Source organism: Methylobacterium dankookense (assembly GCF_902141855.1).
GTDB classification, from domain to species: Bacteria; Pseudomonadota; Alphaproteobacteria; order Rhizobiales; family Beijerinckiaceae; genus Methylobacterium; species Methylobacterium dankookense.
Genome location: NZ_CABFVH010000011.1, coordinates 76,693 through 101,490 on the forward strand (window position 1 = coordinate 76,693; position 24,798 = coordinate 101,490).

General features: G+C 72.0%; 20 protein-coding genes. 6 read left to right on the top strand and 14 right to left on the bottom strand.

Annotated elements, in window-relative coordinates:
• Positions 1-96 precede the first annotated feature (96 nt).
• The 8 genes from MTDSW087_RS11270 to MTDSW087_RS11305 all read right to left on the bottom strand — a co-directional run bounded on the left by MTDSW087_RS11270 (position 97) and on the right by MTDSW087_RS11305 (position 7,956).
• On the bottom strand, positions 97-1,149 hold the full coding sequence (locus MTDSW087_RS11270; RefSeq protein WP_144763819.1) for a vWA domain-containing protein: 1,053 nt from the start codon (positions 1,147-1,149) through the stop codon (positions 97-99).
• Positions 1,146-2,051, bottom strand: coding sequence for a nonribosomal peptide synthetase MxaA (locus MTDSW087_RS11275; RefSeq protein ID WP_144763821.1), 906 nt, complete (start codon positions 2,049-2,051; stop codon positions 1,146-1,148). The genes MTDSW087_RS11270 and MTDSW087_RS11275 overlap by 4 nt, the downstream gene beginning before the upstream one ends.
• Before the next feature lie 3 nt (positions 2,052-2,054).
• A complete protein-coding gene (locus MTDSW087_RS11280; RefSeq protein ID WP_144763823.1) occupies positions 2,055-2,930 on the bottom strand; it encodes a DUF58 domain-containing protein in 876 nt (291 codons plus the stop codon).
• Positions 2,927-3,961 carry an AAA family ATPase gene (locus MTDSW087_RS11285; protein WP_144763825.1) on the bottom strand — a complete coding sequence of 345 codons (1,035 nt, stop codon included), beginning with the start codon at positions 3,959-3,961 and terminating at the stop codon, positions 2,927-2,929. Before MTDSW087_RS11285 ends, MTDSW087_RS11280 begins: the two co-directional genes overlap by 4 nt.
• 48 nt (positions 3,962-4,009) lie before the next feature.
• Complete coding sequence (locus MTDSW087_RS11290) at positions 4,010-4,291, bottom strand: methanol dehydrogenase [cytochrome c] subunit (protein WP_144763827.1); 282 nt, start codon at positions 4,289-4,291, stop codon at positions 4,010-4,012.
• A gap of 59 nt (positions 4,292-4,350) precedes the next feature.
• Positions 4,351-4,923, bottom strand: a complete 573-nt coding sequence (moxG, locus tag MTDSW087_RS11295; protein WP_373321939.1) for a cytochrome c(L), periplasmic — start codon at positions 4,921-4,923, stop codon at positions 4,351-4,353.
• 63 nt (positions 4,924-4,986) lie between these two features.
• On the bottom strand, positions 4,987-5,907 hold the full coding sequence (gene moxJ, locus MTDSW087_RS11300) for a methanol oxidation system protein MoxJ (RefSeq protein ID WP_144763829.1): 921 nt from the start codon (positions 5,905-5,907) through the stop codon (positions 4,987-4,989).
• Positions 5,908-6,072: 165 nt separating this feature from the next.
• Positions 6,073-7,956 carry a methanol/ethanol family PQQ-dependent dehydrogenase gene (locus MTDSW087_RS11305; protein ID WP_144763831.1) on the bottom strand — a complete coding sequence of 628 codons (1,884 nt, stop codon included), beginning with the start codon at positions 7,954-7,956 and terminating at the stop codon, positions 6,073-6,075.
• 357 nt (positions 7,957-8,313) lie between these two features.
• On the opposite strand from MTDSW087_RS11305, the gene MTDSW087_RS11310 reads away from it, so the two are divergent.
• The 3 genes from MTDSW087_RS11310 to MTDSW087_RS11320 all read left to right on the top strand — a co-directional run bounded on the left by MTDSW087_RS11310 (position 8,314) and on the right by MTDSW087_RS11320 (position 12,612).
• The gene (locus MTDSW087_RS11310) at positions 8,314-9,144 is read left to right on the top strand and encodes a trypsin-like serine peptidase (RefSeq protein ID WP_144763833.1); all 831 of its coding nucleotides are present in this window, start codon (positions 8,314-8,316) and stop codon (positions 9,142-9,144) included.
• Positions 9,145-9,631: 487 nt separating this feature from the next.
• A complete protein-coding gene (locus MTDSW087_RS11315) occupies positions 9,632-10,327 on the top strand; it encodes a sugar transferase (protein ID WP_238178643.1) in 696 nt (231 codons plus the stop codon).
• Positions 10,328-10,458: 131 nt separating this feature from the next.
• Positions 10,459-12,612 carry a GumC family protein gene (locus MTDSW087_RS11320; protein ID WP_144763835.1) on the top strand — a complete coding sequence of 718 codons (2,154 nt, stop codon included), beginning with the start codon at positions 10,459-10,461 and terminating at the stop codon, positions 12,610-12,612.
• A 66-nt stretch (positions 12,613-12,678) separates the two neighbouring features.
• On the opposite strand, the gene MTDSW087_RS11325 is transcribed toward MTDSW087_RS11320, so the two are convergent.
• Positions 12,679-13,998, bottom strand: coding sequence for a polysaccharide biosynthesis/export family protein (locus tag MTDSW087_RS11325; RefSeq protein WP_186383808.1), 1,320 nt, complete (start codon positions 13,996-13,998; stop codon positions 12,679-12,681).
• 160 nt (positions 13,999-14,158) lie between these two features.
• Between MTDSW087_RS11325 and MTDSW087_RS11330 the strand changes: the two genes are divergently transcribed.
• From MTDSW087_RS11330 to MTDSW087_RS30105, 3 genes are all read left to right on the top strand, one after another.
• Entirely contained in the window at positions 14,159-15,241 is a 1,083-nt protein-coding gene (locus tag MTDSW087_RS11330) for a glycosyltransferase family 2 protein (RefSeq protein WP_186383809.1), read from the top strand.
• Positions 15,242-15,278: 37 nt separating this feature from the next.
• Positions 15,279-16,568 (top strand): glycosyltransferase family 4 protein, encoded by a 1,290-nt coding sequence (locus MTDSW087_RS11335; protein WP_186383810.1) that lies wholly within the window; start codon positions 15,279-15,281, stop codon positions 16,566-16,568.
• A gap of 191 nt (positions 16,569-16,759) precedes the next feature.
• Positions 16,760-18,991, top strand: a complete 2,232-nt coding sequence (locus tag MTDSW087_RS30105) for a carbohydrate-binding domain-containing protein (RefSeq protein ID WP_186383811.1) — start codon at positions 16,760-16,762, stop codon at positions 18,989-18,991.
• Positions 18,992-19,085: 94 nt separating this feature from the next.
• Here the strand turns inward: MTDSW087_RS30105 and MTDSW087_RS11355 are convergent, their stop codons facing one another.
• The 5 genes from MTDSW087_RS11355 to MTDSW087_RS11375 form a co-directional block, all read right to left on the bottom strand.
• A complete protein-coding gene (locus MTDSW087_RS11355; RefSeq protein ID WP_144763843.1) occupies positions 19,086-19,877 on the bottom strand; it encodes an FkbM family methyltransferase in 792 nt (263 codons plus the stop codon).
• Positions 19,878-19,943: 66 nt separating this feature from the next.
• Positions 19,944-21,452 carry a lipopolysaccharide biosynthesis protein gene (locus MTDSW087_RS11360; RefSeq protein WP_144763845.1) on the bottom strand — a complete coding sequence of 503 codons (1,509 nt, stop codon included), beginning with the start codon at positions 21,450-21,452 and terminating at the stop codon, positions 19,944-19,946.
• A gap of 4 nt (positions 21,453-21,456) precedes the next feature.
• Entirely contained in the window at positions 21,457-22,575 is a 1,119-nt protein-coding gene (locus MTDSW087_RS11365) for a glycosyltransferase family 4 protein (protein WP_144763847.1), read from the bottom strand.
• The gene (locus tag MTDSW087_RS11370; RefSeq protein ID WP_144763849.1) at positions 22,575-23,834 is read right to left on the bottom strand and encodes a glycosyltransferase; all 1,260 of its coding nucleotides are present in this window, start codon (positions 23,832-23,834) and stop codon (positions 22,575-22,577) included. Before MTDSW087_RS11370 ends, MTDSW087_RS11365 begins: the two co-directional genes overlap by 1 nt.
• Positions 23,831-24,598 carry a hydrolase gene (locus MTDSW087_RS11375; protein ID WP_144763851.1) on the bottom strand — a complete coding sequence of 256 codons (768 nt, stop codon included), beginning with the start codon at positions 24,596-24,598 and terminating at the stop codon, positions 23,831-23,833. The genes MTDSW087_RS11370 and MTDSW087_RS11375 overlap by 4 nt, the downstream gene beginning before the upstream one ends.
• Positions 24,599-24,798: the final 200 nt, after the last annotated feature.

Here is a 24,798-nt window from a genome sequence, read left to right on the forward strand (position 1 = left end):
TCGCCACGCGCCCCGGCAGGGGAGAGACGTGGCCCTCTCCCCGCAAGCGGGGAGAGGGGATGCGCGGCCTGTGAAGGGAGTTCGCGGTGAGGCACGTCACGCCGCCATCCTCCGCTCGGGCCCGCGGGCCGCCGGCGCCGGCTGCCCCCGGGCGAGATCCACCTCCGCCAGCTTGGCGAGGAGCAGCAGGGCGAGCCCGAAGGCGGCGGATCCGTAGGCCCAGCCCGTGAGGTCGCGCCGCGGGCGCAGCGCGACATAGGGGATCGGATCGCGCTCCAGCCCCTCGATCTCGCGGATCGCGGCGGCGACGGCCTCCGGGCCCTCCGCCTCGAAGGCGCGGTAGGGCACGCCGAGGCTCCTGAAGAACAGGTCGAGATGGCGCTCGGGCGCCGCCTGGGGCGTGTCCTCGCCGGCCGGCCGGTCGGCGATGCCGGGCGAGCCCTTGGTGCGCAGGAACAGCCAGTAGAGGTTCGGCCGGATCTTTGCGAAGGCGGCGCGCAGGGTTTCCTGCACGCGCGGGTCGATCACGGCGGCCCCGTCCGAGACCAGGAGCAGCACCCGCGAGGCATCGCCCGAGGCCGCGCCGAACTGGCCGAGCGCCAGGGCGAGGCCGCGGGCCACGTTGGTGTAGTCGAGGCCGGGCCGGTCGATCGCCGCGATCGCCGCCCGCACCGCCGCGTGCCGGTCGGTCATCGGCAGGACCAGCATCGGCGCCGTCGAGAAGGCGGTGACGGCGAAGAGGTCGTGCGCGCGGCTGCCGACGAAATCGCCGAGGATCCGGCGCGAGGCGGCGGCCTTGGATTCCTCGGCGCCCGAGGGCTGCCGCCCGGCGAAGGTCTCGTTCATGCTGCCCGAGCGGTCGATCAGCATCGAGACCTCGGCCCCGATCCCGGTCTGGGTGATGCGCTCGCCCGCCCGATAGGGGCCGCTGATGCCGACCACGAGCCCCGCCACCGCGAGGCAGCCGGCGGCGCTCAAGGCGGCTGCGAGCCCGCGCGAGAGCGCGTCCGGCGGCACGGCGGCGAGGGCTGCGAAAGGCGCCCGACGGCGCGGCGCGGCGAGGAGGGGGAGCAGGGCGAGCGGCAGCAGCCAGAGCAGCGCCGGCCGCTCGGCCCCGAACCGGGCGAGATCGGCGAGAAGCGCGCTCATGCGGCGCGCTCCACGGCGGCGAGGCGGCGGGCGGTGGCCTGCGCCTCGGCGAGCGGCAGGCGGGTCCGCGCCTCCGCCACCGCGCCGCCGAAGAAGGCGAGCCGCGAGGCCGCGAAGAAGCGGGCGAGGCTCTCGGCCTGCGGCCGGTAGGCCGGGTGGCGGGCGAGGAAGGCGTCGAGGTCGTCGGCGAGGAGCCGCCGGCCGGCCTTCGCGTCGAGGCCGCGATGGAGCGCCAGCAGCCCCTCGCGGTAGCCGGCCTCGGTCTCCGGACCGCGCGCCAGGGCCGCGAGGCGGCGCGCGGCCTCGGCGAAGGCGCGGGCCGGGCGCGGCCGTAACGGCCACCAGGCCCGGTCGCGGGCGAGCAGCAGCAGGGCGGGCAGGGCGAGGCCCGCCAGGACGAGCGCCGCGTCGCGGGGCGGGGCGGGGTCGAGGCGCGGCCCGGGCCCGTCGGGCCGGAGATATTCGGCCGGGTCGGCGCGGCGCGCCGGCTGCACCTCGCGCAGGGGCGAGAGGCCGAGGCTCCAGCCGGGCACCTGCACGGGCGCTGTGGTGGCGCCGTGCGCGTCGCCGCTGGTCAGCACCAGGGGAAAGCCCGGCACCTCCAGGGTCCGCGCGTCGATGGCGGCGTAGAAGGTCTGGTAGGTCAGGCGGAGGCGGTGGCGCGTCCCCGCGCTCTCGGTCTCGACGCTGCGCAGGTCGAGCCAGTAGGTCACCGGCCCGGGCCGGGGCAGGGAGGCGGCCTGGAGCGCGAAGCCCGGTTCCGCCTCGACCTCGACGGTGGCCTCGACGAGGTCACCGAGGAAATAGCCGAAGGTGCGCGGCACGCGCACCTCCACGGCGCCCGGCTGCGCCGCGGCGGGGGCGGCGAGCAGGATCAGCAGGCCGGCGAGCAGGGGGCGCACGCGTCAGCCTCCGAGCAGGTGGCGGCTCAGCGCCGCGGGATCGAAACCGGCCGCGAGGCGGAACGGGGCGCGGCCGTGGCGGCGGGCGAGCCGGCCGAGCGCGGCCATGCGCTCGGCCTCGCGGGCGAGCCAGCGCCGCCGCAGGGCCGGGCGCATCAGGACGAGGCGCGTGCCCGCGCCCTCCAGATCCTCCAGCTCGATCAGGCCCCAATCCGGCAGCGCCTCGGCCTCGGCCGGATCGGCGAGGAGGACGGGCACGAGATCGTGGAAGGCGAGCCCCGAGAAGACCTGCTCCATGAGGGGCGCGGGCCAGCGGAAATCCGAGACGAGGAAGACGAGCTTGGGCCGGCCGGCGATGCGGGCGGCCGCGGCGAGGAGCCCCGCGGCGCTCGGCCCCGACGGCACCGCCGCGCCGAGGCGGGACGCCGCCGCGGAAGCCGCGGCGCGGCGGCGGGTGGCGGGCCGGTAGAGCTCCTCGCGGATCCCGGAATCGCAGGCGATCAGGCCGAAGCCGTCGCCGATCCGCGTGGCCGAGGCCGCGAGGCTCTCGCAGAGCGCGCCGGCCAGCGCCATGCGGTCGCCGAGGCCGCGGAAGCGCATCGAGGCCGAGAGATCGACCAGCGCCCAGACCTCCATCGCGACGCGCGCCTCGAAGCGGCGGACATGGACGCCCTCGAAGGGGTCGCGCAGGGTGGCGCGGAGGTCGAGCCGGCGGGCGTCCGGCAGGCGCAGGAAGGAGACCTGGTCCTTGAAGGTGCCGGGGCCGCCGGCATCCCGGCCGCGATGCGCGCCCGGATGGCTCCCGCGCGCGCGCCAGCGCGGCAGGTAGACGATGTCCGCGCCCGTGCCTTCGCCTGCCGCCTCGTCCTCTCCGCTCACGGGGCCGGCACCGTCTCGAACACCGCCCGGCAGAGCGCGGGCACGATCTCGGCGCGGTCCAGCTCGTGGATCGGCTCCAGGAAGACGCGGTGGGCCATCACCGGGGCGAAGACGGCGCGGATGTCCTCCGGCACCAGCCAGTCCCGCTCCTCCATCCAGGCGCGGACGCGGGCGGCGCGCACCAGGGCCGCGACGCCGCGGGGCGAGGCGCCGCCCTGGACGAGGCCGGCCATGTCGTCGATGCCGGGAAGCCGGATGCCCGCCGCCTGCGGGCGCACCAGCGCCTCCCAGAGCGCGATCACGTAGGTCTCGATCGCCTCGCTCGCCCGCACCCCGTGCTGGATCGCCGCCGCGATGCCGGCGAGCGCCGCCGGGTCGAGGATCCCGGGCTCGATTCCCGCCACCAGCCGGTCGGTGTCGTGGAAGCGCGGATCGAAGGCGAGCGCCCGGCGGATGTCGGCCTCGCGCGGGGCCTCCATGCCGATCTCCATGAGGAAGCGGTCGCGCGCGGCGGCCGGCAGCTCGAAGGTCTCCTCGCGCTCGACCCGGTTGCGGTCGGCGAAGACCTGGAGGAGGGGGAAGCGGTACGCGCGGTTGAAGGCGGTGAGGCTGCGCTCGGCCATGAGGCGGAGCAGCAGGGCGTGGACCTGCGGCCGGGCCCGGTTGATCTCGTTGAAGAAGAAGATCGCGAGGTCGTCCGAGGCCGCGAGCACCGGGCCGGGCTCGATGCGCGGGCGCCCGTCCTCCCCGAGATAGGTGTGGTAGACGAGGTCCGTCGGCATCATGTCGACCGTGCCCTCGACGCGCTCGTAGGCGCCGCCCATCGCCCGGGCGACCGCGCGCAGCAGCGTGGTCTTGCCGACGCCGACATCGCCCTCCAGCAGCACGTGGCCGCGGGCGAAGACCGCGATCGTCACGAGCCGGATCACTGCCTCCTGCCCGAGCACCGCGCCGGCCAGGGCCGCCTCGAAGCGCCGCGCGGCGGCGCGCCAGTCGGTGAGCATCGCCTCGTCGCGGCGGATGTCGTTCATAAAAGCCTCGGATGTGGCGCGCCCGCGCGCGGCGGGCGCGCGTGCTGCTCAGTTCGAGATCTTGGCGACGTCGTACTCGAACTTGCCGGTCTTCCTGGCGTTCTCGACGCGGCGCTTGTTGCGCTCCTCCATCGCCTTGATCGACTCGGACTGCTTGTTGAGCTCCTTCGGATCGTGCTTGGGATCGTATTTCGAGCCGGCGATCTTCTCCGGGAAGCCGGGCTTCGGCTCCCAGCAATTGCCCGGCGCCCGGCACTTGGTGCCGTCATAGGCGAGCGCCGGCCCGGCGAGGACGAGGCTGGCGCCGAGGGTGAGGATCAGGGTGCGCATGGTTTCCTCCTTGTGCGTTCTTGTTGCGCGCCGGCGGCGCGCGGCTTCCCGACGGACCGCTAGTCCAGCGGCTTGCACTGGCCCTTGGCGTCCTGCGGGATCTTCTCGCCCTCCTTGTAGGGCGTGTAGGTCTTCTTCTGGTCGTCGTTGAGCCAGACGGCGTCGCGGACGGGTCCCGTGTAGAGATGCCGGATCCAGGCGATGGTCTGCAGCATCTCGTCCGGGGTCAGGTTCTCGTTGTGCGGGCCCATCATGCCGTTGGCGCCGCCGAAGATGGTCGAGAACAGGCCGACATCCTCGGTATTGGCCGGATAGGTCCAGTAATTGTCGTTGAGGCCGGGCCCGAGCTTTCCTTCGGCAAGATGCCCGTGGCAGCCCGAGCAGGAGGTGGCGAACAGGCTCTCGCCGTTCCGCAGGCAGGACTTGTCGTCGATGTAGAGATTCTTGCCGGTCTGGAGGAACGTCTTCACCGCCTCCGTGTCGCGGCCGCCCTCCTTGCCCTGGGAGGTGTCGAGGGCCTCGCCCGTCACGGTGTTGCGGAAGACGATTCCCGTCTGCGGGCCGCCGCTCGGCTGGGCGAGCGCCGCGAGGCCGGCGCCGGCGAAGGCGAGGCCGATGACGGCGGCGAGCATCTTCTTGGTATCGATCATCATATCGATCATGCGCGTGTTCCGGATCCCTCTCGTGCGGGGCGCTCAGTTGGACGGGGCGGTGGCCGGCACGCCTTCCTGCTTGAGGAGGGCGGCGATCTGCGGCCGGGCCTTCACCAGCGCCGCGTCGAGGGCGTCGCGCAGGGCCGTGTCGTCCCGGCGCACGCCCATCGACTGGTCGAAGCTCTGCCGCATGGGCTGGCCGTCGCTGCGCTTGGTGTCGTCGGGCACCGGGACCATGCGCAGCTTCACGCTGGAATCGCGCACGTAGCGGGCGATGTCGGGGGCGAAGGCGACGCCGACATCGGCCTTGCCGCTGGCGACCTCCGAGACCATCCGGGCCGGGTCGATCTGGGTGTACTGGTTGCGCGGCGCGCGGAAGTTCACCAGCGAGTAGAGGTAGGCCATGTCCTCCTCGTAGCGGCCGATATCCTTGAGCATCGCCTCGCCCGGCGTGCCGAAGCCGACCACCATGTGGCCGACCTGCCGGAGGCGCGGATCGGCCCAGGACCTCACGTCGAGGTCGCCGTCGGCCTTGGTGAGGAAGACGTAGCCCGAGCGGTAATAGGGCTTGGTGGCCAGCACCCGCGGGTCGTCGCTGTCGAGGCCGACGACCACGTCGCAGGTCTTCTTGTCGAGCCCGTCGCGGACCAAGTAGATCGCCGGCTTGCCGGACCAGACGAAGACGGGCTTCTTCCCCATCGCCTCGGCGACCGCGGCGGCGATCCTGTTCTCGAGCCCCGATCCGTCCTTCATCGAGAGCGGCGGCTGCTCGGCGGCGCAGATGCGCAGGGCGTTCGGGTCGGGGGCCGGCTCCGTGGCGGCCTGCTCCCTTGTCGTCTGCTCCTTGGCGGGCGCCGGCGGGGCGGCGGGCTCCTGCGCGGCGGCCGGGCCGCCGAGGCAGGCCAGGGCGATCAGGAGGGCGGCCGGGCGGGCCACGCAATGTCGTCCGGTGACGCGCGACATGTCTGGTGTTCCGTTTCCTCGGGGATTTTCTGATGCTCGCGCGGTCGCCGGGCATGGCGTGCCCGTCCTGCGTCGTCCCGCGCGTCTGGTGGGGTGACCCCGCCGGCACGCGGCCGGCGGGGTCGAACAGGCGCCTGACTTGCCGGCGCCTGACTCGCCGGCGCCTTACTTGGCGGCGTGCTGCGCGTACTCGCCGACATTCGGGTCGTCGTAGGGGCCCTTGCCGTCCAGCGAGAACACCACGACGCCGCCGCCCATCTGGGTGTAGTTGGCGAGCTTCTTGAAGGCGCCCACCGCGCCGAGGCCCGCGGTCGGGTCGGCGAGGTCGAACACCAGGCCGACGCCCGGCCAGCCGCCGACGCCGTAATAGATGGCGACGTATTGCGTGCCCTTGTGGCTGTAGGTGATCGGGTAGCCGATCGCGCCCGACGGCAGCTTGAACTTCCAGAGGAGGTCGCCGTTGTCGGAATCGCGCGCCTTGATGAAACCGTCGAGGGTTCCGTAGAGCACCACGTTGCCGGCGGTGGCTGTCGTGCCGCCCCAGACCGCGAAGCGCTCCATCTTCTCCCAGTTGAACTTGCCCGTGATCGCGTTGTAGCTCTTGATCTGGCCAAGTCCCTCGTAGTTCTGCCGGTCACCCTTCGGGCCCGGATACATGTTCAGCGTCGCGCCGACGAAGAACTGACCCGCCCGGTAGGGCAGCATGAAGGGCTCCCAATCCATGCAGATGTGGTTGATGCCCATGTAGAAGGCCTGACGCTTCGGATCGTACGAATCGTGGCCCTGGTTGTGGTAGCCCATCGCCGAGGGGCAGATGTCCTTGGCGAGGTGGTCCATCCGGGTGCCGTATTCCGGATCGCGCACCGGCTGGCCGCTCTTCAGGTCGACCGACTTGAAGACGTTGACGGTGTCGTCGATCTTGTTGGCCGAGACCAGCGAGCCGTCCGTGCGGTCGAGCGTGTAGACGATGCCGTTGCGGTCGGGATGGGTGAGGAGCTTCCTCATCTTCCCGTCCTTGTCCTTCTGCTCGGACAGCATCATCACGTTGACGCCGGCATAGTCCCACTCGTCGTGGGGCGTCTTCTGGTAGCCGAACTTGGCCTCGCCCGTGTCGACGTCGCGGCCGAAGATGGTCATCGTCCACTTGTTGTCGCCCGGCCGCATGGTCTCGTTCCACGGCGCCGGGTTGCCGGTGCCGAAATAGATCATGTTCGTGCCGGGGTCGTAGGCGTACCAGCCCCAGTTGGTGCCGCCGCCGATCTTCCAGGCGTCGCCCTCCCAGGTCGCGGTGCCGAGGCCCTTCTGGCCGTAATGGGCGTTCTTGATGTTGAAGTCGTCGGCGAGCAGCAGGTCCTTGTCTGGGCCGGTGGCGTAGGCGCGCCACTTCTGCTCGCCGGTCTTCACGTCGTAGGCGGTGAGATAGCCGCGCACGCCGAGCTCGGCGCCGGACGAGCCGATGATCACCTTGTCCTTCACCACGTAGGGGGCGATGGTGAGCGTCGAGCCGACCTTGATGTCGGAATTCTCGACCTTCCACACGGTCTCGCCGGTCTCGGCGTTCAGCGCCGCGACATGGCCGTCGAGCTGCGTCTTCAGGATCAGCGCCGGGGTCTTGCCGTCGCCCGGCCAGTAGGCGAGGCCGCGGTTGACGAGGTCGCAGCAGGCGACCGCGCGGGCGGCCGGGTTCTGCTTCGGCTTGTCCTGCCAGAGGATCCGGCCCGGATCGTCGAGATCGAGGGCGAAGGTGTTGTTCGGGAACGAGGTGTGGACGTACATCTTGTTGCCGACGACGAGCGGCGCGCCCTCGTGGCCGTTGAGCAGGCCGGTCGAGAAGGTCCACGACACCTTCAGGTTCTTGACGTTGTCCTTGTTGATCTGCGTCAGCTCGCTGTAATTGTTCGAGTCGTAGTTCTTGCCGGGCATCACCCAGTTGTCTTCGCTCTTCGCCATGTCGACGAGCTTGTCGTTGGCCTGCGCGCCTGTGGCGAGCGCCAGCGGCGCCACCGCCATCACGGCGAGCATCGAGACCGAGTTCAGAAGCCTACTCATGTGCGTCTCCTTGCCGTCTCGTTCCGTCTCTCGACCGAGCGGTCACGCGGAACCTTAAGCGTCGGAAGTCTGAAGCAGATTCGGGATCAATCCGAGTTCTGTGTAAGAAATAAGAAAAGAACCTCTAGTTCTCGTCTTATGAAACACTTATTACTGCCCCAGTCCCCAATATTTCTAGAGCGAACGGCCGGCAAATGTCTTTAGGGCATCGGTCATTTTTCACCGGGTACATTTGGCAATCCGGACGAGTACTTTGCGCATCGGTGGCGCGGTGCTTGACCGTGCCCATGGGGGTGTCGCAACACGGTGCGAACGGTGGGCGCTGATGCGCCGCGCCGGCATCGCGGGGGCGGAACGATGTGGGCAGTGCGCGTGCGCCGGCCGGCGTCCTGGTGTGGGGTCGGGCTCGCGCTGCTCGGCCAGCTCGCGCCCTTCGGTCCGATGCGGCCGGCCCGGGCCGACGCGCGCACCCGCGAGGCGGCGCTCTATCCGCGCGACGGGCGACACGAGATGAGCGGCGAGGACCACCGGCGCTTCCCCGGCGCGGGCGTGCTCTGGTGCCGGAGGCCGGACGGCGTGCCGCAGAAGGCGGCGGCGGCCTGGCTCGTCGGCGCGCCGGACCTCGTCGTCCTCAACGCCCACAACTTCCGCGACCGGCGCCTCGCGGTCACGCGTCCGGTCTCGGACTGCTACTTCCAGATCGGGGGCCGGAACTACGAGTTCGTCGCCTCATCGCTGCGGCTCGGCACCGCGCCGTCGGCGAAAGCCCTCCACATCACCGACGACTGGGCCCTCCTGCGCCTCGCCGGCCCGGTCGAGGGCGCGCCGCCCCAGCCCGTCCCGGAGGCGCCGGACCTGCCGACCGGCCCGGCGGCGCTGCCCGTCACGATGGTCTCGCCCGGAGGGCATGAGAACTATCGCGGCGGCAGCAGCCTCGAATCCTGCACGATCCGGCAGGTCGATAGCCCGAGCGAGGACGCGATCCGCCGCGTCCGGCACGATTGCAACGACGGCTATGGCGGCTCCGGCTCCGGGCTCTTCGACGAGGCCGGCCGGCTCGTCGCCCTGCAGAGCGCCTCCCTCTCGATGAATTCGCGCCGCCCCTTCGACGCCGAGTTCCACTACGGCTCCGCGCTCCTGTTCGAGGGCGAGCTGCTCGCGGCCATCCGGGCGGCGGTGTCGCGCTGAGCGCGGCGCCTTCCGATTCAGATCGGGCCAGCCCGATCTGGACAAGCAAGGGCAGATCTCGGGCAAGCCCGAGATCGGTGGGGAGGAGAGCCCCCTCTTGCTCGAACGGACCTACCGGATCCGGATCCGTGCCGGAGCGCATCGATTCTGATCCACGGCTGGGATCCGCGCGGCGGGATACCGACAGCTTCAAGACGATGTGAGCTGTCGGGGGAAAACCTGACAGCGCTGACAAAAGCCCGACGGTGCGCGCGCATAGCTCCTGTAGCTCGGGCATTAATTTTGCCTTAACCATCGAACACAGCGCGGTTAACAACGAGCCGATACAGCCAGTCTATCTGTAATCGCGCAGGTACTGACAAGAATAAAGGCAGGGCCCGCGTGCTGCCCCTGGCACCGCGTGGGCTGCTTCGTGATCTTGAGCCACCACGACGCGCTTCAGCGCCGGGGCTTCGTGCAAGCGTCGGCGGGTGACCAGGAGGCTTCCTTGCTCAGAAAACTGTCCGCGCAGACCTCGTCCACCGACGCTTCCGTTCCCCGGCTCCAGACCTTTACCGCACTCGACCCATCCCACGCGCTGCGCGTCAAGCGTGCGCTGGACCTCACGGTCGCCGTCACCGCCATGGTCGTCCTCGGCGTCCTGATCCTGATGATCGCGGCCGCGATCCTCGTGATGCAGGGGCGCCCCATCCTGATCCGCCACCCGCGCATCGGCCGCGGCGGCGCGACCTTCCCCTGCCTCAAGTTCCGCACCATGGTGAACGACGCCGACGCCGCCCTGAGCCGCCACCTCGCCGCCGACCCGGCCGCGATGCTGGAGTGGAAGGCGACCCACAAGCTCAGGGACGACCCGCGGGTGACCCCCCTCGGCCGCATCCTGCGCCAGACCAGCCTCGACGAGCTGCCGCAGTTCATCAACATCCTGCGCGGCGAGATGAGCCTCGTCGGGCCCCGCCCGATCGTCGCGGCGGAGATCCCGCGCTACGGCGGCGGCATCGTCGAGTACAAGTCCGTGCGGCCCGGCCTCACCGGCCTGTGGCAGTGCAGCGGACGCAACGACGTGAGCTACGAGCGCCGCGTCCTGCTCGACCGGGAATACGTGCGCACCTGGTCGCTCGCCGGCGACATCCGGATCATGCTCAAGACCGTGCCCGCGGTGCTGAATTCCCGGGGCGTCTACTGAGCGCGCTCACGCGGCAGGCCCCCGGGGTCCGGTCGTCCTGACCCCCAAGCCCGATTCTCCCCGGCAGCGACGGCGCCCCGCGCGCCGGGGCGCGCCGCCCGGGATCCGTCACCCATCCCGGCAGGTGCAGCATGCTTCAGGCGAACACGGCGCGCGTCCCGGCCCCGCAGGATGAGCGGGCTTCCGGCAGGGAGCTGAGCCTGCGCAGCCTGAGGACGGCCCTGCAGCGCTCCGTCACGACGATCGGCGTCACCGCCCTCGTCTGCCTCGTCGCGGCGGCCCTGTTCTGCTGGCTCAGCGTGCCGACCTACGTCTCGACGGTCCAGCTCCTGATCGAGCCGCAGAAGCAGCAGCAGCTCATCTGGTTCGAGCCCGGCATGCTCGACCTGACCCTCGACAACGCCCAGGTGGAGAGCCAGGTCGAGCTGCTCCGCTCCGAGCGCCTCGCCGCGGACGTGGTCGCCGGCCTCAACCTCCAGCAGGATCCGGAATTCGTCCCCCGGGACGCGCCGGCCAAGGATGAGGGCAAGGGGGAGACCAAGGCCGAGGGCGCTGCCGATCTCGGTGCCGACCCGGCCTCCGAGGCGACGCAGCGCCTGCGCGGCACCGTCGCGGCGCTCGGCAAGCGCGTCGGCGTGCGCCGCGTCGGCCAGTCCTACGTCATCGAGGTCACGGCCTGGGCCTACCGGCCGGAACTCGCCGCCGCCATCGCCAACGCCTATGCCGACGCCTACCTGCGCGACCAGTACTCGGCCAAGTCGAACGCGGCGCGCCAGGGCGTCGACTGGCTGCGCGCCCGCATCGTCGAGCTGCGCGGCACGCTGAACGAGGCCGCCCGCGCGGTCGAATCCTTCAAGACGCGCAACGACCTCATCACCGCTGGCGACAGCCTGCTGATCGAGCAGCAGCTCAGCGAGATGAACAGCCAGCTCGTCGCGGCGCGGGCCCAGACCATGCAGGCGGCGGCGCGGCTGGAGCGCGTCGGGGCGGTCGGGCGGGAGGCCGCCGGCAGCGCCTCGGTGGGCGAGGCCCTCAACAACCCGGTCATCACCAACCTGCGCCAGCGCCAGCAGGACGCGGTGCAGCGCGAGGCGGAGCTGCGCGAGCGCTACGGGCCGGACCACGAGGCCGTGGTCACCGCCCATCGCGAGGTCGTGCAGATCGAGGCCGAGGTCGCGACCGAGATGAAGCGCATCGGCCAGACCTATCTCAGCGACTACGAGGTCGCCCGCGGGCGCGAGCGCGCCCTGAAGACGGAGCTGCGCTCCCTCATCGGGGAGATCGAGCAGCGCCGCCAGGCCAAGGTCACCCTGTCGGAGCTCGAGGCCCAGGCCGAGAGCTACCGCAAGATGTACCAGAACCTGCTCGAGAAGCTCACCGAGACCGCGCAGAAGGAGACGCTGCCGGTCTCCAGCGCCCGGATCGTCACCAAGGCCATGGTGCCGCTCGACCGGAGCAGCCCGCGGACCAAGCTGATCCTCGCGCTTGGCGGCGCCTTCGGGCTGCTCGGCGGCCTGATGATCGCCGCGGCGCGCAGCCATCTCGACCGCAGCGTGCGCGACCCGTCCGACCTGGAGACCGAGGCCCGCATCGAGTGCCTCGGCCTCCTCCCCCTGGTGAAGGGCGCGGGCCCCGGCCCCCTCGGCTTCGAGGTGCTGGAGCGGCCCTTCTCGGCCTTCAGCCGGGCGCTGCGCGGCGTGAAGATCCGCATCGACACCTCCTGCGAGGGCCGCGTCACCCAGACCATCGGCGTCGCCTCGATCGCGACCGGCGAGGGCAAGAGCAGCGTCGCCCTGAACCTCGCGGCGCTCTACGCGCAGGCGAACTGCCGCACGCTGCTGATCGACGCCGATTTCCTCGACGCCTCCCTGACCCGCGCCCACGCCCCGACGGCGGCGGCGGGCTTCCTGGAGATGCTGCGCGAGGGCGGGGACATGACGCGGCCGACCGGGGTGCCGAACCTCGCGCTGCTCCCGCTCGTCGCCAAGACGCGCCTGCCGAATTCCAGCGACATCCTCGGCTCGCGGCAGATGCACGCGCTGCTCGCGGAGCTCGCCGCCTCCTACGACGTGGTGGTGATCGACCTCACCGCCATGCGCGAGGCGATGGACGTCCGCGCCGTCTGCCGGCTCCTCGACGGACTCGTCCTGGTGGCGGCCTGGGGCGAGACCGAGGCCGGCGCGCTGGCGGAGGCCGCCGCCTCCATCGACGGGGCGCAGGCCCATCTCTTCGGCGCGATCCTCAACAAGGCCCGCGACCTCGCCGCGGTCTCCCGCTCGATCTGACGGGGGATCGCCGCCATGCGCCTCGCCCGGACCCAGACGAGACGGAGAGCGGCGATCCCGCCCACCTCAGGGGGCGAGGCTGCTGAGCCGTCCGCCGACCCGCGGCTCGGCCGGCTGCTCCGCGTTGCGCCCCGTCTCGGCCTCGCCGTCGATCTTCACCACGTCGCCCGGCAGCAGCGCGTCGCCCTCGGCGGCGGCGATCTCGCGCGGGCCCTCCGCGGTCTGGCGCACGATCAGGAAGACGGCGCTGCGGCGGCGCGCGGTGCGGGCCTCGGCCATCATCCGCGGGGCGACCACCTCGCTGTCGTTGATGAGCCGCGTCAGGGTCTCGGCGCGCTCGTCGAGCTTGGCGAGCTTGGTCTGGGTCTCACGCAGGTCGCTCAGCACCGTGCTCTGGCGCTGGCTGCGCAGGTCGAGCAGCGTGCGGTCGTTCTTGGACAGGTCCTGCCGCGCCCGCGACATGGCGAGCACGTGGTCGAGCCGGGTGCTCTCCATCTGCGCGACGGTCTGCTCCAGGGCGAGCTGGCGCGGGCTGATCGAGAGCCCCTTCTGGACCAGGGCGACGATGCCCTCCAGTTCCTTGCGGGCGAGGCCGATCTGGCGGTCCTGCGAGACGATCTTCGCCTGCAGGGTCTCGATCTCCGCGGCGATGAGCAGCTTGGCCTGGTTGAGCGCCTCGGTCTGGGAGGTGAGCGCGGCGCGGCGGGCCTCGAACAGGGCCTGCTCCTCGCGCATGGCGTCGGCCGCCGCGGGCAGGGCGCGCTGGCTGGTCACGGCGTCGGGGAACCGGATCGCGGGCAGCTCCTTCATCTCGCTCTCGAGGCGGGCGCGGCGGGCGCCCTGCGCCACCTGCTCGACGCGGATGTCGGCGAGGTCGCCCCGGGCGGTCACCGATTCGCGGGCAAGGCGCTGCATGCCCATCTCCGGCGGCCGGTAGAACCCGCCCGCGAGGCCCACGGCCTGCAGGACGGTGAGCTGAGGCCGGTAGGGATAGGCGCCCGGCTTGTCGACCAGCCCGACCACGTAGACGGGGCGGAACTGCGACACCTCGACGGCGGCGTCGGGCCGCTGCAGCAGGCCGGCCTTGCGCTGCAGACGCTCGCCGATCTCGGCGGCGATGTCGTCGGTGGTGCGGCCCGCGGCCGACACGGCGCCGATGAAGGGAAGCGCCAGGCGCCCGGCCGAATCCACCGTGAACTCGCCGGTGAAGGCCTTCCACTCGTAGGTCTCGCCCTTGCCGGGACGCCACTCGTTCACCCGCAGGCGCACCCGGTCCTCGGCCCCGAGCCGGTACTCGTCCGCGGCGCGGGCGGGCGCGAGGCTCGCCGCCAGCGCGGAGGCCGCCACGGACGCCGCCAGCACCGCGCGCAGAACGGGGTTCCTCATCGATCCGACCTCCTGTCCCGATGCGGCGTCGCGCATCGCGTCGAGACGACAATCGGTGAATATGGGTAGTAAAGTCAATCGATATTCGGAATGATATTTGATTATTCCGAGATTTATTGTGTCGGTTGCTCGGATCTACGCTTGTATCTGGAGTCATGGGATGAACGACAACTTGCGTCCGCTCCCGGCCCCGGCCGCGCGCTACCCGGAGGAATGGGACGTCCTTCTCGGCGCGCTCGCCGCCGCCGCCGGCCGGGCCTGGATCTACGGGCTGATCGGCGGGGCGCAGGTCGCGGCCTGGATCGACGGGCTGCGCCCCAGCGCGGCCGTCGCGGAGCCCGGCGCCGCGGTCGCGCGGCGGCCCGGACGCCTGCGCCTGGCGATCGGGCTCGCCACCGCCGGGCGCCCCGCGGTGATGGGCGAGACCCTGGCCCGGATCGCGCGGCAGAGCCGCCTGCCCGATGCGGTGGTGGTCTGCGCTCCCGGTCTCGAGGACGTCGCTCCCGAGGCCGCCGGCCTCGGCGCCGAGATCGTGACCGGCCCGCGCGGCCTCACGCGCCAGCGCAACGCCATCCTCGACCGTCTGGAGGCATTCGACCTCGTCTGCTTCCTCGACGACGACTTCGTGATGGAGGCGGATTACCTCGCGGCGCTGGAGCGGGCCTTCCTGGCCGATCCCGGCCTCGTCGGAGCCACCGGCGCCGTGGTCGCCGACGGGATCACCGGGCCGGGGATCGGCTTCGCCGAGGCGGATCTGCGCCTCGCGGGCCTCGCGCCGGCCGAGGCCCGGAACCCGGTCCGGCCGGTCTACAACGCCTATGGCTGCAACATGGCCTTCCGCCTCGATGCGGTGCGGGCGGGGGCCCTGCGCTTCGACGAGAGCCTGCCGCGCTACGGCTGGCTGGAGGATGTCGATTTCAGCCGCCGCGCGGCCGCCTTCGGCCGGCTCGCCCGGATCGAGGGCGCGCGCGGCGTGCATCTCGGCGTCAAGGGCGGGCGCCAGTCCGGCCTGTGCTTCGGCTATTCCCAGATCGCCAACCCGGTGCACCTCGTGCGCAAGGGCAGCTTCGCGGCGGGGCGGGCGGCCTGGCTGATGGGCCGCAACGTGGCGATGAACCTGCTGAAGCTGCGCCGGCCCGAGCCGCATGTGGACCGGCGCGGGCGCGTCGCCGGCAACCTCGCCGCCCTCGGCGACCTGCTGCGCGGGCGGCTTCGCCCCGAGCGCATCGAGAGCCTGTCCTGACGCGCATCGCCGCGAAATACCAGCCGAGGAGCCGGGGATGATCGAGCGCGTGGTGGTGATCAGCGACGATGCCGTCGAGAGCGGCGGGGCGGCGGGCGTCGCGCTGCGCTCCGTGCGGATGCTGTGCGCGCGGGGCGTGCCGGTCACGCTGCTCAACGGCAGCATCGATTCCGGCCTCGACCTGCCCGGCCTGGAGATGCGCTCCCTCGGCGGTCGGGCGCTCCTCGAGGGCGGCCGCGGCGCGGCGGCCCTGCGCGGGCTCTACAGCCGCTCCGCGCGCCGCTTCGTCGAGGAATGGATCGCGCGGAACGACACGCCGGGCACGGTCTACCACCTGCACAACTGGCACAAGGTGCTCTCGCCCGCGGTCTTCACGGCCCTCGGCCGCGTGGCGGACCGGCTGGTGATGACGGCGCACGACTATTTCCTGGTCTGCCCGAACGGCGGCCAGTTCGATTTCCGCAACGGCGGCGTCTGCGAGCGGGTGCCGCTGTCGATGGGCTGCGTCGCGACCAATTGCGACCGGCGGCACTACGCGCACAAGCTCTGGCGGGTCGGGCGGCAGGCCATCCGCAGCGCGGCCATCGATCTGGCGCGCGGCCCCGCCACCGTGGTCGCCGTGCACGAGGGCATGCGGCCCTATCTCGCCCGCGGCGGCATCGGTGCCGACGGGGTCGCCGTCCTGCGCAACCCCGTCCTGCCCTGGCGCAGCGAGCGGGTGCGGGCCGAGGGCAACCGCGAGATCCTCTTCGTGGGCCGGCTGGAGCGCGACAAGGGGGTCGACGTGGTGGCGGCGGCCGCCCGCGAGGCGGGCCTGCCGCTGCGCATCGTCGGGGACGGGCCGCTGCGGGCCGAGCTCGCCCGCGACTATCCGGAGGCCAGCCTGATGGGCTGGCGCAGCCCCGCCGAGATCGCCGGCCTCGCGGAGGAGGCGCGCCTCCTCGTGGTGCCGACGCGCTGGCGCGAGACCTTCGGCCTCGTGACCCTGGAGGCGGTGATGAGCGGATTGCCGGTCCTCGTCTCGCGCCACGCCCTGATCGCGCAGGAGGTGGTGGATCTCGGTTGCGGCGAGGCCTGCGACCCGGACGACCGCGCGAGCCTCGCCGCCCAGATGCGGCGCCTCGCCGGGGACGACCTGCAGGTGCGCTGGATGAGCGAATCCGGCTTCTACCGCGCCCGCGACCTCGCGCCCCAGCCCGAGGCGTGGTGCGACAGCCTGCTCGCCCTCTATCGGGCCAAGCTCGCCGCCGCCCGGACGGCCCGGCCGCCGGCCGGGCAGAGTGCCGCATCCGAGGCGCTGGCAGCCGCGATGTCAGGAAAATCCTGACGCTGTCAGGTAGATCCCGATCGGCGTTTGGCTTGGCCGAAATGCTTGGATAACAAAAACTTAACTATTGCCTCTTCCTGCTCTCGGTAGGTCACGGGTCCGTCAGGATGGATGCATGCGGCGCGCATGCGGTCCGTCCGGCGGAGGGGCTGGAATATTGCCGCGGTGCGGCCGTTGCTGGGGAATTGCCGATGGTCGACCTGACGGGCTACCGCCTGACCTTCGACGACGAGTTCAATCAACTCAGCGTCTCCGCCACCGGCGGCGGCACCGTCTGGGCCAGCACGCGCCCGGGCTCGATCCTGCGGCCCGGCGTCGATATCGGCTTCGGGCAATCCGCCTTCGTCGATCCCTCGACCGGCGTGCAGCCCTTCCAGATCGTCAACGGGGCGCTCCAGATCCAGGCCGCGCCCGCCACCGGTGCGGTGGCCGACCTCGTCTATCCGGGCCTGTGGACCTCCGGCCTGCTCCAGGCCTCCAACAGCTTCTCGCAGACCTACGGCTACTTCGAGATGCGGGCCGAGCTGCCGGCCGAGACCGGCGCGTGGCCGGGCTTCTGGCTGCTCAACGCCGACGGGGTCTGGCCGCCGGAGATCGACATCGTCGAGGCCTATGGCGGGGACCCCACCGCGCTGACCAACACGATCCACACGGGCGAGACGGGCCAGCCCAGCTTCCATACGGTGTGGTCCAACCAGCCGACGCTCTCGGCCGGCTACCACACCTTCGGCGCACTCTGGACCGCGAGCACGATCACCTTCTACTACGACGGCAACCCGGTCGGTCAGGTGGCGACCCCGTCCGACATGCACGGGCCGATGTACCCGCTGATCGATCTCGCGATCTCGCGCGGCATCGCAGGCATCACCGACACCCCGAAGACGATGTCGGTGGATTATGTCCGCGTCTATTCCGCCGATCCGTCCGCGACGGCTGTGGCGCTCCAGACGGTGTCATCCCCGGATGGGGCCGATACGGGTGGCCTGAACGGGGCCTCGGCGGCCAACGTCGCGCCGGGGACGCCCGCGGCCAAGCCCGACACGCTGACGATCCGCATTTCCGGCGACAGCTGGAACGGGGCGCCGACATTCGTGCTGAGCGTCGACGGCACGCCGCTCGGCCAGGTCTTCAGCGTCGATGCCGACCACGCCGCCGGGCAGTGGCAGGACGTGACCGTGCAGGGCGATTTCGGCAGCGGCCCGCACCAGGTGGCGATCACCTACATCAATGACGGCAACGAGAACCCCTATTACGACAATGCGGCCAACAAGGTCTTCAACGACCGTAATCTCTTCGTCACCGGGATCGCGCTGAACGGCACGGCCTATGGCCTCGGCTCGGTGGTCTCGAACACGGCCGCGGTCGGATGGGACCTCCTCGACCCGAGCGCCGCCGTCATGGCCGCCAACGGGACGCTGATCTTCGGGACCCCGGCCGAGTCCGCCACGCCCACCGTTCCCACGACCCCGACCATCCCGACGACCCCGACCGTCCCGACGACGCCCACCACGCCGACCACACCGACGACGCCCGCCCCCGGGCAGGACACGCTGACGGTCCGCATCTCCGGCGACAGCTGGAACGGGGCGCCGAGATTCGTGCTGAGCGTCGACGGCAAGCAGGTCGGCGGGCCCTTCGACGTGACCGCCGACCATGCCTCCGGCCAGTGGCAGGACGTGAGCGTGCAGGGCGACTTCGGCAGCGGCCCGCACCAGGTGACGATCACCTATCTCAACGACGGCAACGAGAACCCGTACTACGACGCGGTGGCCAACAAGGTCTTCAACGACCGCAACCTGTTCGTCACCGGGATCGACCTGAACGGCACGGCCTACGGGCTCGGCTCGGTGGTCTCGAACGTGGCCGCGGCGGGCTGGGACCGGCTCGACCCGAACGCCGCCGTCATGGCCGCGAGCGGCAATCTGGTCTTCGGCACCGGCACCACGCTGCCGAGCACGCCGACGCCCACCACGCCCAATCCCACGACGCCAACCACACCGACGACGCCCGCCACCGGGTCGGACATGCTGACGGTCCATATCTCGGGCGACAGCTGGAACGGGGCGCCGACATTCGTGCTGAGCGTCGACGGCAAGCAGGTCGGCGGGCCCTTCGACGTGACCGCCGACCATGCCTCCGGCCAGTGGCAGGCCGTGAGCGTGCAGGGCGACTTCGGCAGCGGCCCGCACCAGGTGACGATCACCTACCTCAACGACGGCAACGAGAACCCGTACTACGACGCGGTGGCCAACAAGGTCTTCAACGACCGCAACCTCTTCGTCACCGGGATCGAGCTGAACGGCACCGCCTACGGGCTCGGCTCGGTGGTCTCGAACATGGCCGCGGCGGGCTGGGACCGGCTCGACCCGAACGCCGCCGTCATGGCCGCGAGCGGAACCCTGGTCTTCGGCACCGGCACCTGACGGGGCCGGTGCGCGGGGGCGCGGCGGCTCATACGACATCCGGGTGATCCCTTCGGGATGGCGGATGTCGCCTTCGCTCGAGCGCCGCGCGGTCTCAGGCCTTCCTGTACCACGCGTCCCACTGCGAATATTCGGGGAAGCGGCGGACATAGCCGCGCGCCTGCATCAGCGCGTCGAGGCCGGCCTCGTTCGAGGTGTTGTTGTGCTCGATTGAGAGCAGGCGCACGTCGTAGCGGTCGAAATCGAAGGCGCGCATGATCTCCAATTCGCTGCCTTCGGTGTCGACCGACATGTAGTCGATCCGCCGCGGCGCGCCGTGCTCCGCCAGGAGGTCGTTCAGCGAGAGGGTGTCCACCTTGATCCGCGGCGCCGTGCTGCGCACCGAGGCGAAGTGGTCGTTGGCGGCGCAGGTGGCGAGCGCGCTCAGTTCCGGATCGTCGGTGGCCAGGAACTCCACGGTCTCGCCGCTGCGGGCGGCGATGCAGCGGTGCTCGATGGCGCAGCCGCGGTTGCGCGCGAGGTCGGCGTGCCAGATCGGGTTCGGCTCGGCCAGGATCCCGGTCCAGCCGTAGCCGTCCTCGAGCAGGAAGGTGTTGCTGTTGGTGCGCCCGTTCGTGGCGCCGAACTCGACGAAGAAGCCGTCGCGCCGGCCCCCCGTCTCGAAGGTCACCCAGAGATCCTGCAGGATCTGCGCGTTGGCCTGGGGCAGGTTGAGGAAGACGTGGCCGAGGAAGCGGATCTCCTCCATCTCCTGCAGCCGCGCGACGTCGTCGGCCCGCTTGGCCATGGCGTTGAACAGGATCTGGCGCACGTAGCTCTTCTGCGCCGCGGTGTGGGAGATCCCGCCGATCACCTGTTTCACGTGGGGCTTCATCGCCTGGAGCATGCTGCAATCCCGTAACGAGAGGGGTGGATCCGAGGTCGGGCCGGGCGTGGACCCGGCCTGTTCTGTTCAGGCTCTCCGCGGTGCGAGCAGGGTGAGCAGGCCGGTCATCGGCCCGCGCACGAGGCCGGGGATGCGGCCGAGCAGGCTCTGCAGGCGGGCGATGTCGGATTCCGGCAGGGCGCCGAGCGCCCGCACGGCGGCGAGGTAGACGACGGCGCCGCTCGCCACCGCGAGCACGACGGCGGCGCGCGGATCGCGCACGAGATGGATGCAGAGGGAGGCCGCGCCCGCGCAGAGCAGGGCGGCGACGAGCAGCCGGCACAGCTCGCGCATCGGCATCGGGTAGCCGAAGCGCCGGGTGATGAACCACGCGCCGAGCCCCAGCATCACCGCGTGGATCGCCGTGCGCGCGACGGCCGCGCCCATCAGGCCGAAATGCGGGACCACGAGGAAGCCGGCCAGGATGGTCAGCGCGGCGCCGACGAGGCCGCTGGCGAAGATGAAGTCGCTGCGGTCATGCGCGTAGATCATCTGGGATCCGACCGAGCCGGTGGCGCCGATCGCCGCGCCCGCCACCAGCACGCAGGCGGTCGGCACGGCCGCCGCATAGGCCGGGCCGTAGACCAGCGGCAGCAGGGCCGGGAGGATCGCCGCGAGGCCGAAGCAGGCGGGCAGGAGCAGGAAGGCCATCAGCCGCGTCGCCGAGGCGTAGGCGTTGCGGATCTGGTCGGTGCGGCGCTGGCCGTAGCTCTCGGAGAAATAGGCGAGGAGGCCGCCGGTGAGGAGGAGCGGCCCCTGCGAGGCGAGGTTGGCGAAGGTGAAGCCCACCGTGAACAGGGCGACCGTCTCCGCGCCGAAATAGCGCTGCAGGAAGAAGATCTCGAGGCGCGACCAGACCATGGCCAGGGTGAGCGCGCCGGCCCAGGAGAACAGGGCGAAGCGCAGGACGCGGCGGCGCAGGGCGGGATCGACCGCGGGGCGCCGCGGCAAGGCCGCCAGGATCGCGCCGAGCGGCAGCAGGCTGCCGGCGCAGTAGCCGATCAGGGCGCCCTCGACGCCGTCGAGGAGGCAGCCGGCCGCGACCGCGGCGAGCTGCATCAGGAAGGACAGGACGGTGAGCTTGGCGGCGGTATCGAAGCGCTGCATCCCCCGGAGCAGGCCGAGGCCGAAGCTCGCGACGAATTGCAGCGTGAACAGCAGCCCGATCAGCCACCAGATCCGGCCCGGGCTGTCCGGCGTCGGGCCCGCCGCTTGGCTGCCGAGCCACGCGAACAGGGCCCCGCCGAGCACGGCGAGGGCGAGGTAGGGGCGCAGCAGCGCGGAGGCGAGGTTCCGGGCCGCGCTATCGTCGCCCTCGGCCGTCAGCTCGGGCAGGTAGCGCGTCAGCGTCTGGAAGATGCCGAGATCGGCGAAGGTGATCGACAGCGTGACGAGCCAGAGCGCGTAGGCGATCATGCCGGTGCCCGAGGGGCCGAGCAGCCGCGCGACGACCACCATGCTGAGGAAGCTGCCGAGCGCCGTGGCGAGGCCGGCGAGGGTGCTGAACAGGGAGTTGCGGGCGAAGCGCGAGGCCATCTCTCTATCCCCGGCTGCCGCTCGGAAGCGGGATCCCGGCGCCGCCCGCACCCTTCGGCAGGGCCGCGAGGGCGCGCCCGTAGACCTCGACGGTCTCGGCCGCCACGCGCCGCGCGTCGAGCCAGGCGAGGCCGGTGCGCGCGGCGGATCGCCAGTGCGCGAGCTTGTCGGGATCGTCGAGCAGGTCGCCGAGCGCCCGGGCCAGTGCCGGCGGGTCGGCAGGGGGGACGAGGATTCCGGCCCGACCGTCCTCGAGCACCTCGGGAATGCCGCCGACCGCGCTGCCGATCACCGCGCAACCCGCCTCGCGCGCCTCGGCGATGACGAGGCCGAACGGCTCGCTGTGCGAGGCCAGGACGAAGATGTCGGCGCCGCGATACCAGGGCCGCGGATCGCGCTGGAAACCGGCGAAGCGGATGCGCTCGCCGTAGCGGCCGGCGCGGGCCTGGGCCTCGAAGCGGGCGCGGTCGGGGCCGTCGCCGACGATGTGCAGGGTGGCGGTGGGGTGCCGCGCGGCCACGATCTCGAAGGCGGCGATCAGGTCGGCGATGCCCTTCCGCTCGTAGAGCCCGGCCACCGTTAGGATCGCGGGCCGCGCGAGGTCGAGGGTGGGGGCATCGCTGATGGCCGCCCGGCGCGGCGAGTCGAGCGGGCCGTTGCGGACGACATCGAGCTTGCGCGTGGGAATGCCCCGGGCGGCCATCCGCAGCGCCACCGCCTCGCTCACGGCGATCACGCGGTCGCCGACGCCCATCGCGTCGGCGCTGCGCTGCCACTCGTTGTGGACGGTGGTGACGATCCGCCAGGGCGCGCGGCCGCGGATCAGGCGGGCGAGAACCGCGCCCGTCATCATGTGGCCGTGGACGATGTCGGGCCGGACGGCGCCGACGATCCGGCGCAGGCCGATTGCGGTGCGGGGCAGGCTGAGCGGCGCGCGCCAGTTCTGGGGCAGGTGGTGGTGCTCCACCCCGTGCCGGGCGAGCAGCTCGACATAGGAGCCGCCCCCGCTCGCGAAGGCGACGGCGTGCCCGGCCTCCGCCTGCCGGCAGGCGATGTCGACCGCGACGTTCATGATGCCGTTGCCGATCTCGTGGCAATGGTTGGCGAGATGCAGGATCCGCATCACGGCGCTCCCTGGAGGGCGGGGCGCGCCGCGCGCCGCCGCAGGGCCGAGGCCTGCAGCCGCAGGGTGCGGGCGGCATGCGCGAGCTCGATCAGGACGAGCCCGGCGCGGCCGGCGCGCGGGAAGCGGCGCATCAGGGCGCCCTCCCGCCAGAGGCTGTCGCGGATCTGCGCGAGCGTGCCGCCGGGCGCCGCGAACTGTGCCACCTTCTCGAGCCGGCCGAAATCGCGGGAGCGGTCCGCCAGTTCGAGGGCGGCGACCATGCGCGCATCCGGCCAGACCACGGCGCGCTTGAAGGCGCGCCAGCCGCGCGCCGCCTCGGCCGGAACGCGGTGCAGGTCGTCCGGCCGGAGTGTCTCGACATGGGCCAGCGCGCCCGCGAACAGGCCGGGGCCCTCGGGTTCGATCCGCGCCTCCCAGCCCGCGACCTCCAGGTTGGCCCGCGGCGGGCCATCCCCGTCGGCGTCGGCGAACAGGCGCACGCTCGGCAGGTCCGGCTCCAGGGCCGCCTCGATCAGGTGCCAGAAGCGCAGCGCCGCGGTGCAGGTCTCCCATGGCCGGTAGCTGTCGCTCTCGACGCTGAGGCCGAGGGTGCGGGCGAAATGCGGCGTCGGCAGGCGCTTGTAGTTGCTGCGGGCGAACTGGAGGCCCGACCAGCGCATGGCCGGGATCCCGTCCTGCAGCAGGCGGACCGTGCTGCCGTAGAGCCCGGTATCGACGAGGAGGCCGTGCCGCCGGCCGCCGGTGCAGGCGTCGACATGCCGGCGGAAGCGGGCATCCTGCTCCGCGATCGCCCCGCGCAGGGCCGCCGCCGCGGGCTCGTCGGCGGCGAGCAGCGCCGCGAAGCGCCCGGCCGCGAAGGGCGCGTCCCAGGCCGCGGGCAGGGCGAGATCCTGGCGCTGGGCGAGGGCTGCCGCGACCTCGCTCATCGGCCGCCCCGAGAACTCGCGGCCGAGCTCGGACAGGACGCCCTCGCCCGGCGGCTCCAGGGCGGTGCGGGCCGCCACCAGCCGCGACACCATCAGCGCGGCGGCGGGCACGCGCGCCGGCAGGCCGGTGCGGGCCAGGAAGCGCTCGTAGAGGAGCTTCAGGCGCAGGCCGCCGCGGGCGCAGAACAGCAGGGTCGCGTCCTCGGCATCCGGCAGGAAGCGCTCGGTGAGCCAGAGCCGCAGGCAGAACTCGGCGAGGACCGGCCCCAGCGCCTCGCGCCCGAACCTGTCCGCGTCGGCTGCGGCGGGATCTGCGGGGGCCGCGCTCACGCGAAGCGGCTCCCCGGCCGGCCGTAGCGCGGGGGAGGGGCCAGCGCCGAGACGATGCGCGCCCGCAGGGCATCGGTGCGGCGGCGCAGGATCAGGTGGCGGGGGCGGACGACCTGCAGGGTGCGCAGGCCCAACGCCCGCGGTATGGCCACGTCGGCCCGGTGGTCGTCGCCGATATGCAGGATCTCGCCGGGGGCCGCGCCTTCCTCGCGCAGCACCGTGGCGAAGAGCGCACCCGTGCGCTTCGTCGCGTCGTGGTCGGCGCTCGTATAGATCCGCGCGACCGGGTGGCGGGGGCAGAGCGCGCCGAGGAGCAGGGCGATGGTGCCGGCCTCGTGGTAGATGTCGCTCACCGCGATCACCCGCGTTCCCGACCAGGCCTCCGCGGCGAGCCAGGCGAGCAGCGGCGCATTCGCCGAGAGCTGCGACCGCTCCACGGCGATCTCCGCCTCGTGCAGGATGGCGGCGGCCGGCCCCGCGAGGCCGAGGATCCGCGCCATGGCGTCGACCATGTCGGCGAAGCGCACGTCCCCGGTGGGCCGCGCGAGGTCGAGGGCGCGGTAGGCGTGGCGCTGCACCTCGGTGCGGGCCGTCCAGATCGCGGCGGGATCGCGCTGGATCCCGTGCTCGGCGGCGAGCCTTCGGGCCGCGAGGCCCGCGATGTCGCGGAAGCGCCGGCTTTCGGAACGGTGGTCCCGCAGGAGCAGCGTGTCGAACACGTCGCAGGAGACCACCCGTGCCGCGGATCTCTCTGGCAGAAGCATCGCGCCTCCTCTCCAGGCCGGAACCGGCCGGAACCCGGAGCCTGCACAGTTGCTGAGCAGGGGCCCGGCTCACACCCGGGAAAAGCGGCGCTCGATGTCGGGAAAAGACTGACGGATCCGCGGAAGCCGACTGACAGACCGGCCGGCGAGGCGGGGCCTAGCGTCCCGGCCCGAGATGTCCGCCAAGACATCCCCCAAGG